A 13,293-nucleotide genomic window follows, 5' to 3' on the forward strand; every position below is an offset into this window, starting at 1 on the left:
TTGTCGGCGGTGATAAAAGTTAGCGCTAGAAAACTTCACTAACGCATTGCTTCGCTGTGGATAACCGAAGCTATGCGTTTTTTTTGTACGTTGGCAAATCCCCGTACGCTAATCAAGTTTATATTTTTGGAGGCTCTTATGGCAAATCATATCGTATTATTTGAACCCTTAATTCCCGCAAATACAGGCAATATTGCTCGGACCGCTGCCGCAACCGATAGCTATCTTCATCTCATTAAACCCCTTGGTTTTGAAGTCGATGACAAGCATTTGAAGCGGGCAGGGCTTGATTACTGGAATTCAGTGAAGATTGTTTATCATGACAGCTTGGACGACTTCTTAGCAACCGTCCCAGACGATCAGTATCTCTATTTAATTAGTAAGTTCGCCGATAAAACCTATTCTGACCAAGATTTGTCTGATACCACTGTGGACCATTATTTCTTATTCGGGAAAGAAACGACGGGCCTGCCTGAACCATTTATGCGGGCCAATCCAGAAAAGGCGCTCCGCATTCCCATGACAGACAAAGTTCGAGCACTCAACCTTTCTAACACTGCTGCCTTAGTAATCTATGAAGCCTTGCGACAACAAGATTTTGCTGGGCTTGAACGTCACCACATGTATGAACACGATAAATTAAAGTAAGGAGACCAAGATGAAATTAGTGCTGGCTGAAAAACCTAGTGTCGGGGCCGAATTGGCCCGCGTTTTGGGCGCAAAGCAAAAACATAATGGCTATTTTGAGGGAAACGGTTATGTCGTGACCTGGTCATTAGGCCATTTGTTGACGCTGAAAATGCCGGAACAATATCACCCCGAATGGGCGGAGTGGACCTTTGATACTCTGCCATTAATCCCCCAGAAGTTGGAAACCACTCCGCTCAAACAAACCCGCAAACAGCTTGCCGTGGTGAAGGCACTCGCCAAACGCGCAGATATTAGTGAGGCCATCATCGCCACGGATGCCGGTCGCGAAGGCGAGTTGGTCGCGCGATATATTTTTAACTACCTTAATTTTAGCAAACCCCTGAAGCGACTGTGGATTTCTTCTCAGACCGATCGGGCGATTCGGGATGGCTTTGACCACCTTGCTTCAGCCAAGCAATACGACAATCTCTATCAAGCGGCATTAGCGCGGGCTGAAGCCGACTGGTTGGTTGGCTTGAATGTCAGCCGGGCCTTGACAATTAAGTACGATGATTCGTTATCAGCTGGCCGCGTGCAGACACCGACCCTGGCCTTTGTGGCTAATCAAGAGCAAAAGCGCAATCAATTTAAGCCGGAAAGCTTTGCAGTTGTTACCGTTCAGACCGCATTGGGCAAAGCAACGTTGAAACAACAATATGCGGCGGATAAAGCCAAACAAGTCGCCGCTAGCTTGAATCAACAGCCACTCAAAGTGACTGCTATAAAGGTCAAGCAACAGCGCGAGCAAGCACCACTGCCGTTTGATTTGAACGAGCTTCAACAAGTGGCGAACCAGAAATTCGGTTATTCACCGAAGCAAACGTTGAACTACTTGCAGAATCTGTATGAACGCGAAAAGGCTGTGACTTATCCGCGGACTGACTCGCGGTATCTGACGACTGATTTGAAAGCGACGATGGCTGATCGACTTCAGGCAATTCGCCGGTATCATGACGAGTCGATTAAAAATCCAACGTTACCTAAATACGTGTATAACGACGCTAAAGTGGGCGATCACTATGGGTTGATTCCCACAGAGCAGGCTGTTGATCCCGCCAAACTTGATCGGGATGAACTTAATATCTATCGCTTGATTGTGGGCCGCTTTATTGATTTATTTAAGCCAGCGTACGAAGCAGAGCAACTGACCTATACTTTGTCCGCTGGTGATTTGACCTTAACGTTGAAAACGGTCAGCGTCATCCAGCCAGGTTTTAAGGCAGTCGAGAAGAATCAGGCGGCTAAGTTATCAATTGGAGAGACAATCACTGGCAATGCCAGCGTCGAAATGAAACAGACTCAGCCACCTGCATTGCTCAATGAAGCTAGTCTGCTGGGTAAGATGGAGCAATTTGGTTTAGGGACCCCTGCAACCCGGGCCGATATCATCGATAAGCTGCAAAACTCGGGCTCAATGGCCAAGCAAGGTCGCGATTTGACTGTGACGCCAAAGGGGAAGCAGTTGCTCAAATTAGTCAATCCCCGACTAGTTTCGCCTGATCTCACCGCAAAGTGGGAAAGTAGCCTTAAAGCTATTGAGGCCGGCAAGCTATCTCGTACGACCTTCATCGACGAAATTAAAACCGAGACTAAAGCATTGGTCCTTGAAGTCAAACAAAGCCAGGCTAAATATGAAGATCATTCCGTCACCGGCAAACTCTGTCCGGACTGTGGCCAGAATTTACGCGAGAAGCAGACTAAACAAGGTGTGCTATTAGTCTGCAATAATTGTGGCTACAAGCGGTATCGGGATCCTAAGGTCACCAATCATCGCTGCAGCCAATGTCATAAGAAGATGGTCATTTTGACGGGATCCAAAGGCGATTACTTCAAATGCTTGAATTGTGGTAATACTGAAGCAATGTCTCAGGCCAAGGGCAACAAAAAAATGAACAAGCGAGAAGAACAACGGTTGCTCAAAAAGTATAGTCAAGACGAAGAACCGGCAGAAAGCCCATTGGCTGCGGCCTTGAAAGCAGCCATGAAGCAAGACTAGTCACGTGGTATAATCAAGGCAGCGCCGAATAACAGGAGGTTATTATGCAAACGAAACGGTTTTCAATCATTGTCCAATCATTTCATTATGATTTAGTCGGCCCCGATGCCGAATTGAAGCAGGATGTCCAGGTTGCCATGCGGCAAGTGGAACCAACCGATCCGGAACGCCAGGCCGAAACTAAGGCCGGGAATTTCTTTGAAATTATGGTACCCTTTGATGTTATTGCGGGAAACACTGGCTTTGAAGTCTCCGGTCAGATTACGCAAATCGTTCAAACTCTGGACTATTTTGGTGAGGCAAAAGACATTGCGCCAGATGATTTACAGAAGCTATCGCGGCCTCTGGTGGAGACCATTGAAACCTTAACCTATCAGGTAACCGCTGTTGCCTTGGATCAAGGTATTTCTTTGAATTTTCAAGCCGCAGACTAACGAATCAAGATACAAGCAAAGCAGAGGCTATGACATCACCCAAGGGATGGCGTCATAGCCTCTTGTTTATGCATTAGCCTTCAGTAAAATCGCTTTAGATTGAATTTTAAATCCAGTTGCACAATTGCCTGCAACTTGCAGAAATGTCCTTGAGATATTTGAGTCGGTTCCGATTACTCGAGCCGTCTGACAGGGCAACGCTTTTCGTGTATAATCTTTTCAGTAAAGGAGGGGTCTTTTTGGCGCAAACACGACGTACCACCAAACGCAAACCCGCAAAGAAAACCGCGTCCAAACGACGCCCACAAAAACATGTTGATAACACCCTCAATTGGATTGGCGTGTTGTTTCTCATTATCGCTGCCTTTGCTGGTTTCAGGTTGGGCATCGTCGGAATTTTCACCGCCAACGTGTTACGTTTGTTTGTCGGGGACTCCTTCCTGATTGCTAGTGGGCTGCTGGCGGGTGTGGGGGCTTGGCTTCTTTTTGCCGGGCGGCTACCATTAATTCCTCGTCGGATTCTATTTGGATTCACTGGACTTTATGTGAGCGTACTCGTCATGCTCAGTGCGCTAACAGCTAATGCACTCGACATTCATGCCCATTATTTTACTGCCACTTGGCATTTACTCCAGAATGATTTCAGTACGATGACGACCGCCTCAGTTGTTGGCGGTGGCTTGATTGGGAGCTCCTTGGACAGTTTATTAGCGCCACTGTTTTCTCAAGTTGGCGCGATTGCCTTGGCTGGCCTCGGGGGAATTGCTAGTATTCTGGCTATTTTCAATGTTAAGCCGCAACAAGTCTTTGCCGTTTGCCAAGGCATTGGTCATACGCTGAAATCGAGTTGGCTGAATCTGACTGACCGCTGGCGTAACCGGGCCCCACGACCAGCAAAACCACAACCACAGCCCAAAGTCGCAGTTGTGGCGCCCGATAATGAACCTGACTTACCACCAGCCCGTGAAACAGCTGAATCTGATGACTTTACGATCAACGCACCTGAGCCAGTGACACCGCCAGTGAACCCAACACCGAAACCGGTCGTCAAGCCGGTCTCTAGTGCACCGGTAACGCCAAGTGCGGGTGACTCTGATATAGCGAGTGATCCGGATTTTGTGGATTACGACTTGCCAAGCTTGGATTTATTGACGGTCACGCAAGCAGCTGATCAAAGCACCGAATATGATGCTATTAAGCGCAATCGCGTAAAATTAAAACAAACGTTGGACAGTTTCGGGGTGGATGTCTCAGTGAAATCCGCAACCCTGGGCCCTGCGATTACGCAGTATGAAATTCAACCTGCAGTTGGCGTTAAAGTCAGCAAAATTGTGAACCTATCTGATGACTTGGCCTTGGCACTGGCTGCAAAGGATATTCGGATTGAAGCGCCCATCCCTGGGAAACCACTGATTGGGATTGAAGTTCCAAACCAACAAGTTGCCATGGTTGGTTATCGCGAAGTGCTCGCGGCAACACCCAAACATCCTGATAAGCCGCTTGTGATTCCGTTAGGGAAAGATGTTAATGGTCAAGTGGTCACGTTTGATCTGACGAAAATGCCGCACTTGCTGATTGCGGGGTCGACCGGGTCGGGTAAGTCGGTCATGATTAACGTAATTATTACCAGTATCTTGATGACCACAAAACCAACCGAAGTCCGCTTGATGCTCATTGATCCTAAACGAGTAGAGTTGTCGATTTATAACGGCGTGCCGCATTTGTTAACGCCCGTTGTCACGGAGGCCAAAAAGGCGCCTAGTGCCCTCAACAAGGTGATTACAGAAATGGATCGCCGGTATGAGGCATTTGCTGCAGCTGGTGTCCGCAATATTGATGAGTTTAATCAGAAAGTTTTGGCCAACGATACACCAATTCAGAAAATGCCTTACATTGTCGTTATTGTCGATGAGTTATCCGACTTAATGATGGTGGCGGGTAATGAAGTTGAAACTGCGATTGTGCGCCTAGCCCAAATGGCCCGAGCAGCCGGAATTCACGTCATCATTGCGACCCAGCGGCCTAGTGTTGATGTTATTACAGGTCTGATCAAGGCCAACGTGCCATCCCGGATTGCGTTTGCGGTATCATCTGGGATCGATTCCCGGACCATTTTGGATGCCAATGGTGCTGAAAAGTTGCTGGGCCGTGGGGATATGCTTTATGAACCTGTCGATGCAAATAAACCAGTGCGGATCCAAGGTGCGTTCATCCCTTCTGCCGATGTTGAGGCAGTGGTAAACGCGATTACCAGCCAAGTCGCACCGGCGTATGATGATAATATGGCACCGAGTGAAACTGATGACACGGCCGGTGGTGCTGATTCAGAAGATGAGTACTATGATGATGCTGTCGATTTTGTTCGTCAGCAAGGCTCAGCATCGACCTCTATGCTGCAGCGACGCTTTCGGATTGGATACAACCGTGCTGCTCGGCTTATTGACGATTTAGAAGCTAATGGCATTGTGGGGCCGAGCGAAGGTAGCAAGCCACGCAAGGTTTTCCCTGCCAGCGGTGAGTAAGCGTCGGTTTCAGCACATTGGCACTTTCTGGTAAGATGACAATAGATAAATGACTGTGACCGTGAAAGGACCCAGCTAATTTGAGAATCGAATTAAAACCAGGTGTTCATTTGAACATCATTGAAACGCAACAATTTAAAACCACCCGTATTTCGATCCAATTCATTGCGCCTTTGGCCAAAGCTACGGTAACTCAGCGCACTTTGCTGACAAGTATGCTGGAGACGAACAGCGCAGATTATCCAACCCAAGCTAAAGTTTCAACGTTCTTAGAAAGTCTTTATGGAGCATCATTTGGCATCGGGGTAGCGCGGGAAGGACAGGTTCACCGAATTTCAGCGACGATGAATTTAGTGGCAGATCAATTTGCCGACAGCTCATTATTACCGGCAGCCTTTGACTTCATTCAGCGTCTGATTTTTCGCCCGAACGTTCAAAATGAGGCTTTTGATCAGGTTACTTTTGACCGCGAGCAGGAGAATCTCATGCAATACTTGGCCAGTCTGGACGATGATCGTCAAACTCAGGCGGCTTTGGCCCTTCAGCGCCTGTACTTCGCCGCTTCACCGGACCAGGCTGTGCCAAGTTTCGGCGAAATTGACGCCTTACGTGAGATCACACCGACAAGTCTGTATCAGTACTATCAAGATGTGTTGGCCCATGACCAAATCGAAATTGTCGTTCTCGGCAATGTTGATGCAGAATTGGTGACGAAATTAACCGAACAATTACCTTTTGGCCCTCGAGCAACCGTTGGCAGTTTGAGTTTTGATCAACCGGTGGGGCCAGAGATTGCAACTCAAACTGAAACCGCCAATGTCAATCAAGCCAAGTTCAACCTAGGCTATCATGTCGAGATTGACGACTTTGGCCCCAAATATTTCGCGATGCTAGTAGCTGAGTCACTATTTGGAGGCTCCCCGCTATCCATGCTATTCACGAATGTCCGTGAAAAAGCTAGCTTGGCGTATTATGCCAGTTCGCAGTTGGATGCCTTGCGCCACTTTATGTCGGTGCAAACAGGGATTGACGCTGACCAACAACCGCGGGTACTCGATTTAATTAGCCAGCAACGCCAACTCATTATTGATGGTGAGTTTGACGAAGCGCGGCTACAAGCTATTAAGGACGGCCTGATTAATGCCCGCGTGTCTGGCGCGGACAGTCCACGATTCTTGAGTAATCAGGCATTATTCCATGCGCTAACACCTGGTGCGCCAACTGACTTGGCTAGTTTCACTGCTAAAGTTCAAGCCGTAACCAAAGCCCAGGTGCAAGCAGCAGCTAAAACGATGCAATTGCAGGCAACGTACTTCTTAACGGGGGCAAATAATGGATAAACAAACTTACGCGGATGCGGATGAGACCCTCTACCGGCAAGTACTCCCGAACGGGTTAACCGTGATTGTGGTCCCTAAAGCTGACTACCATAAAACGTATGCATTGATGACGACTAACTACGGTTCAATTGATACCCGCTTCATCCCGCTTGGCGGCGATCAATTCGTTGACACGCCTGATGGCATTGCGCATTTCCTGGAACATAAGCTCTTTGAAAAAGCCGATCACGATGCTTTCGACTTGTTTGGCGAAACAGGGGCCAACGCCAATGCCTTCACTGGCGCGACTCGGACGAGCTATCTTTTCTCCACCACTGCGGCAGTCGAAACGAATCTTGAAACCTTGCTTGATTTCGTGCAGGATCCATACTTCACCGATCAAACGGTGAATAAAGAAAAAGGGATTATCGGGCAGGAAATCCAGATGTATCAAGATGATCCTGGCTGGCGGTTGTATTTTGGGATGATTGGTAATTTGTACCCAACTCATCCGGTGCACATCGACGTGGCTGGGACGATTGATTCAATCGATAAAATTACCCCTGAAATGCTCTATGACGTTCATCGCACGTTCTATCAGCCAAGCAACATGACACTGACGATTGTCGGCAATGTCGACCCTGACGCTATTGTGGCCCTGGTGGCTAACAATCAAGCCAAAAAGCAGCTGGTGAATGGGCCTTTCACTCGTGGGGTCGAAGTTGATACGGATATTTCGACGATTTTGCCATACCGGGTTCTTGAAATGCCAATCGTTCAACCGAAAAGTATCGTGGGCATCAAAGGCACTCGGGATGTGCAAGATGATTTTGAAGGGTTAAAATATCAGATTGCCGTCCGCTTACTGTTAGAAAGTATCTTTGGGGATTCGTCAGAGTTATATTTGAAGTGGTATGACGATGGCTTGATTGATGATTCTTTTGATTTTGAATACTCCGCTCAGCGCACTTACAACTTTGCCACCATTGGCAGTGACACGAATGACCCTGCTGCCTTCTCGGATGCGGTGATTGATGTCATTAACCGCGGGGTTGATCAACCAGAGCTGAATGAGGCTCGGTTTAAACAGCTCCAACGGGCGGCGCTAGGCAAGTACTATCAATCGCTGAATTCACTTGAAGGGATTGCTAATCAGCTGAGTGCCCAAAGCTTTGGGACTTCAACCCTGTTTGACTTTCCTAAGGCCCTCAACAGTCTAACCTTGGCTGATCTACAACAAGTGGCTACTGAGTTTCTTAATGTTGACGCAGTGTCTGTCTTCCACTTATTATCGGAGGGTGAATGATGCCAGCAGCATTGATTCTGGGGGCTTCTGGTGATATTGGCCAAGCGATCAGTCGGCGGTTGGCCGCTGATGGCTGGTCATTGTATTTGCACTATTTCTCCCATGAGCAAGTGATTGCCGCACTGCAATCCGAGCTGCAAGCCACTTATCCGCAGCAGGATTTCTTAACGCTGCAAGCCGACTTATCCGACCTCAGTCAACTCAATCAGATTACTGAGAACATTTTTAGCCTCGATGCCGTGGTTTTTGCGGCTGGGGTCACGGCTTATGGGCTGCTGGTTGATATACCAGTCGCTCAGATTGAAGCGCTGACTCGAATGCATCTGGTGGCACCGATGGCTCTGTTAACACAGTTGCAGTCCAAATTGGCCCGCAGCGGCAGTGGTCGCGTGGTTTTCATTGGCTCTGTCTATGGTGGCCGCGGTTCGGCGATGGAAGTCCCTTATAGCACGGTCAAAGGCGCACAGTCCGCCTTTGTCCGGGCTTATAGTCAAGAGGTGGCTAGCTTGGGCATGACAGTCAATGTCGTCGCCCCAGGGGCAGTGGCTACCAAGATGAATCAGATGTTTGACGCTGACACAATGGCGGCAGTGCAAGCTGAAATCCCGGCGGCCCGGTTAGCAACGCCACAAGATATTAGCTACTATGTGACCATGCTTTGTCAGCCAGAAGCAGCATATATGACTGGTCAAACGCTCTATGTCACTGGTGGCTGGCGGCAGTAAGAATAAAAATAATTTCTTAATTTATTGCCTTTAGGAAACATGTTATACTGAAAACGAACAAAAAACGCTAGCGGGTGAAGAAAACAAATGGATGAAATCGGTCAAAAATTACAGGCAGCACGAGTTGAAAAGGGCTATACCCTTGACGACCTACAACAAGTCACCAAAATTCAAAAGCGTTATTTAATTGCGATTGAAGAAGGGCGGTTTGATGCGTTGCCAGGGGACTTTTACGTTAGGGCCTTTATTAAGCAATACGCCCAAACTGTTGGTCTCGATGGGGATGCACTTCTCAATGAATTTCAAGAAGATGTTCCAGTGGCTCAACCAACTGTTGAGTCTGATCAAAATGTCGACAGTCGGACCCGCACTAACCGGACACCTTCGGCCTCACCCGCCAACCGGATTCGTCGTTACTTACCACAAATCTTAATTGCTGTGATTGGTTTAGCCATCATCTTGGTAATTTATATCGTGACGATGCGCCAAACGGCGAGTGAACCGAAGCCGGCGATTCCAATCGAATCCTCGGTCAAGGTTTCTGATAAGTCGAGCTCATCAGAGCGTGCCGACAGTAGCAGTAAAACGAGCGAGTCTAGTAAGAAAAAGGCGAGTGAGTCTAGCAGCAAGAAGGCTGATAAGAAGGACCTCAGTGTTGATGTGACACCGGCTGACGGCGCGACCCAAGCGGTTGCAGTCAAGAACCTACCTAAGACGGGGAATAAGATTACTGTCGGGGTTAGTTCAGGTCAGGCCTGGGTTTCTGTAATGATTAATGGGGCGACCACTTGGCAAGGTCTGCTGCAAGCTGGCACCAACCAGGCTGTTGATTTGCCTGATGGTACGACTGCCTTTTCCGTAAAGTCCGGGAATGCGCCTGTCACCACTATCCAGGTTAATGATAGCAAGGTTGACCTTGGTAATGCGGCAAGTATTGTGCGGACCATTAATTTCACAGCGACGACCGCTGAGTAGGAGAGCGACATGAATTTACCAAATCGATTAACCATGATTCGGATCATCTTGATTCCAATTTTCACTTTAATGTTGGCCTTCAATTGGCCGGCAGGCAGCGTGGATGTCTTGGGAACTGAAGTTGGGCTTTCCTGGCTGATTGCGGTGATTATTTTCATCGTGGCTTCCCTCACTGATTTCGCTGACGGCCAAATTGCTCGGCGCAATCACCTGGTGACAAACTTTGGTAAGTTTGCCGATCCACTGGCTGACAAGTTACTTGTTATGACAGCGTTCATCTTCTTAGCTGTTGACGGTCGGATTCCAGCCTGGGGTGTCGCAATCATTTTATGGCGTGAACTAGCTGTGACTGGGTTACGGCTGTTATTGTCAAATGAAGGTGAAGTCTTGGCAGCTGCCTGGCCAGGCAAAATCAAGACAACAACGCAGATGTTTGCGATTATTTTCTTAATGGTTAATAACGCCGGCTTTGCAGCGTTGCACATTCCGATGGCACTGATTCTTTTCTATATTGCTGTTTTCTTCACCATTTACTCTGGTGTTGAATACTTCTACAAGAATCGTGGCGTCTTCAGCGATTCATTCTAATGATTATTTTTCAACCGTCGGCAGCAATGGCCGACGGTTTTTTGTTGGTTTGGAAGATATTTCTTAACGGTGTATCATGAACAGTATTTAAATGCGAAATATAAGGGGTGCAGAGATGGAAGCAGAAATTATTGCGGTAGGCACGGAAATCTTACTAGGTGAAATCGTCAACACTAATGCCAGTTTTGTTGCCAAGCAGTTAGCAACACTGGGAATCACTAGTCATTTCCAACAAGTCGTCGGCGATAACGGCGAACGTTTGGATGATGCGATTAGCTTAGCCCAGAGTCGATCGGATTTGGTCATTCTCATTGGCGGCCTTGGACCAACGCCTGATGATTTAACGAAACAAGTCTTATCAGCTCATATTGGCAAACCATTAGTCGTCAACTTTAAGGCAATTGATAAATTGATTAAGTGGGGGAAACAGCAGCAGCGAGAGTTGACTGATAACAATCGCATTCAGGCGATGTTACCACTGGATGCTACCCCCCTTGATAATGAAATCGGCCTCGCTGTGGGTGCGATGACTGAGGCTTTTGACACGCAATTTGTCCTTTTGCCAGGTCCTCCAAAGGAAATGGAACCGATGGTGATTAATCAATTGGTTCCCCGATTATTGGATCTACAGGCTGACCACCAAATTCTTGTCAGTCGTGTGCTTCGGTTCTATGGCATCGGCGAATCAGCCTTGGTCACTGAGTTAGCTGATGTGATTGATGGGCAGGATAATCCAACGATTGCAAGCTATGTCAAAGACTACGAGGTCACATTGCGGCTGACTGCTCGTGCCGATAGTGACGAGGCGGCTCTGGCGTTGTTAGCGCCAATGGAAGAGACCATTATGGGTCGCGTGGGTGAATACTTCTATGGTTATGGCGATCATAATAGTCTGGCCCAGACTGTGGTCGAGGCGCTTAAAAGCAAGGCAATGACAATCACAGCCGCAGAGAGTTTAACTGCTGGTGCCTTTCAGGCCGCTTTGGGAGATGTTGCCGGTGTCTCAGCGGTCTTTAATGGTGGCTTTGTGACCTATGCAGAAGCAACCAAGGCGAAGTTTCTGGGCATAAACCAGGTTGAACTGGCAGAGCATGGCGTTGTGAGCGAATTTACCGCTAAGGCAATGGCAACTGGCGCACTCAACGCTGCAAACGCGACTCTGGCAATTAGTTTCACCGGAGTAGCTGGCCCAGAAGAATTAGAAGGACAGCCAGCTGGGACGGTGTGGATTGGTGTTGCCCATAGTACCGGTGTCTCAGCGCAAGTATTTCATTTTCCAGGCAGCCGACAAGATGTGCGCTATCGTGCGGTTAAACAGGGCTTGTTCATGGCTTTGCGGGCTATTCAAGCCCACTAAAAGCTATCGAATCGCGATAGGAACATTTGTTCGCTTTTTGCTTGCTATTCTCTGACCTGACCTGTAAAATAGAGATATTGAATGACTCGTAAGGAGGTCACTATGGCTCAAGATGAACGTAAAATGGCACTTGATAATGCCTTAAAGAAAATTGAAAAGAACTTTGGTAAGGGCTCAATTATGCGGATGGGGGACAAGGTTGATACCCGGGTTTCAACCGTCTCTACAGGTTCCTTAGCTCTCGATGATGCACTCGGTGTTGGGGGCTTTCCTCGTGGCCGGATTGTTGAAATTTATGGACCTGAGAGTTCTGGTAAGACCACCATCGCCTTACACGCCGTTGCCGAAGTCCAAAAGGCTGGTGGGACTGCCGCTTACATCGATGCTGAAAATGCGATGGATCCCAAGTATGCCACCGCTTTAGGCGTTAATATTGACGAATTGCTGCTTTCTCAACCGGATACTGGGGAACAAGGGCTTGAAATTGCCGATGCCTTAGTTTCATCAGGGGCCGTTGATATTGTCGTCGTCGATTCAGTCGCAGCCTTAGTGCCACGGGCTGAAATCGAAGGCGAAATGGGTGACGCTCATGTCGGGTTGCAAGCGCGGCTGATGTCACAAGCCCTCCGGAAGCTTTCTGGCTCCATCAATAAGACCAAGACTATTGCCTTGTTCATCAACCAGATTCGTGAAAAAGTCGGCGTGATGTTTGGTAACCCCGAAACAACTCCTGGTGGTCGGGCCTTGAAGTTCTATGCCACCGTGCGGTTAGAAGTCCGGCGGGCAGAACAAATTAAAGACGGTACCAATGTTATGGGGAACCGGACCAAGATCAAAGTGGTCAAGAATAAGGTTGCACCACCATTCCGCGTTGCCGAAGTCGATATTATGTATGGCCATGGGATTTCTCAAACTGGCGAAATCATTGATATGGCTGTTGAGAAGGACATCGTCTCCAAGTCCGGTTCATGGTATGGCTACGGTGAAGATCGCATTGGTCAGGGCCGTGAGAATGCCAAAGCCTATCTTGATGAACATCCAGAAGTGAAGGCCGAAATTCGCGCTAAGGTGCGGGAAGCTTATCACATGGATGGTGTGCCTGAAGCAGAGCCCGAAAAGGCTGAAGATCAGACAGCATCAGATAAGAAGAGCAAGTCAAGCAAGACTAAAGATGTCGAAGAACCAGTTCTTTTTGAAGAAGTGGCCGCAGACGACAAAGCTAAATAGTTTATTAAACGCTACCCTTGCTTGATTGAGGGTGGCGTTTTTGCTTGTTAACGCATTGTTGGAGCCGTTTCCAAACACCACAGCCATGGTCTTGGGCGGTTGACACACCCCGGTCTAACCAGTACAATCGAAAGAGTATGAGAATATAAAATAA

11 protein-coding genes are annotated in these 13,293 nt (G+C 48.1%); all 11 read left to right on the forward strand.

Annotated elements, in window-relative coordinates; genetic code table 11:
• Positions 1 to 138 precede the first annotated feature (138 nt).
• The 11 genes from FC34_RS00155 (at position 139) to recA (ending at position 13,139) form a co-directional block, all read left to right on the forward strand.
• Positions 139 to 648, forward strand: coding sequence for a tRNA (cytidine(34)-2'-O)-methyltransferase (locus FC34_RS00155; RefSeq protein ID WP_057893360.1), 510 nt, complete (start codon positions 139 to 141; stop codon positions 646 to 648).
• Positions 649 to 658: 10 nt separating this feature from the next.
• Positions 659 to 2,686 (forward strand): DNA topoisomerase 3, encoded by a 2,028-nt coding sequence (locus FC34_RS00160; RefSeq protein ID WP_057893361.1) that lies wholly within the window; start codon positions 659 to 661, stop codon positions 2,684 to 2,686.
• 44 nt (positions 2,687 to 2,730) lie between these two features.
• On the forward strand, positions 2,731 to 3,120 hold the full coding sequence (locus FC34_RS00165) for a DUF1149 family protein (protein WP_057893362.1): 390 nt from the start codon (positions 2,731 to 2,733) through the stop codon (positions 3,118 to 3,120).
• Positions 3,121 to 3,359: 239 nt separating this feature from the next.
• On the forward strand, positions 3,360 to 5,642 hold the full coding sequence (locus FC34_RS00170; RefSeq protein ID WP_057893363.1) for an FtsK/SpoIIIE family DNA translocase: 2,283 nt from the start codon (positions 3,360 to 3,362) through the stop codon (positions 5,640 to 5,642).
• Positions 5,643 to 5,722: 80 nt separating this feature from the next.
• Positions 5,723 to 6,982 carry an EF-P 5-aminopentanol modification-associated protein YfmF gene (gene yfmF, locus FC34_RS00175; RefSeq protein ID WP_057893364.1) on the forward strand — a complete coding sequence of 420 codons (1,260 nt, stop codon included), beginning with the start codon at positions 5,723 to 5,725 and terminating at the stop codon, positions 6,980 to 6,982.
• Positions 6,975 to 8,267 carry an EF-P 5-aminopentanol modification-associated protein YfmH gene (yfmH, locus tag FC34_RS00180; protein ID WP_057893365.1) on the forward strand — a complete coding sequence of 431 codons (1,293 nt, stop codon included), beginning with the start codon at positions 6,975 to 6,977 and terminating at the stop codon, positions 8,265 to 8,267. Before yfmF ends, yfmH begins: the two co-directional genes overlap by 8 nt.
• A complete protein-coding gene (ymfI, locus tag FC34_RS00185; RefSeq protein WP_057893366.1) occupies positions 8,267 to 8,992 on the forward strand; it encodes an elongation factor P 5-aminopentanone reductase in 726 nt (241 codons plus the stop codon). Before yfmH ends, ymfI begins: the two co-directional genes overlap by 1 nt.
• 87 nt (positions 8,993 to 9,079) lie before the next feature.
• Positions 9,080 to 9,967, forward strand: coding sequence for a helix-turn-helix domain-containing protein (locus FC34_RS00190; RefSeq protein ID WP_057893367.1), 888 nt, complete (start codon positions 9,080 to 9,082; stop codon positions 9,965 to 9,967).
• Between the two features lie 9 nt (positions 9,968 to 9,976).
• Positions 9,977 to 10,555, forward strand: coding sequence for a CDP-diacylglycerol--glycerol-3-phosphate 3-phosphatidyltransferase (gene pgsA / locus FC34_RS00195; protein ID WP_057893368.1), 579 nt, complete (start codon positions 9,977 to 9,979; stop codon positions 10,553 to 10,555).
• A 115-nt stretch (positions 10,556 to 10,670) separates the two neighbouring features.
• On the forward strand, positions 10,671 to 11,912 hold the full coding sequence (locus FC34_RS00200) for a competence/damage-inducible protein A (protein WP_057893369.1): 1,242 nt from the start codon (positions 10,671 to 10,673) through the stop codon (positions 11,910 to 11,912).
• A gap of 102 nt (positions 11,913 to 12,014) precedes the next feature.
• Positions 12,015 to 13,139 carry a recombinase RecA gene (gene recA / locus FC34_RS00205; RefSeq protein WP_057893370.1) on the forward strand — a complete coding sequence of 375 codons (1,125 nt, stop codon included), beginning with the start codon at positions 12,015 to 12,017 and terminating at the stop codon, positions 13,137 to 13,139.
• Positions 13,140 to 13,293: the final 154 nt, after the last annotated feature.

The sequence above is a fragment of the Lacticaseibacillus brantae DSM 23927 genome, assembly GCF_001436115.1.
Lineage (GTDB): Bacteria > Bacillota > Bacilli > Lactobacillales > Lactobacillaceae > Lacticaseibacillus > Lacticaseibacillus brantae.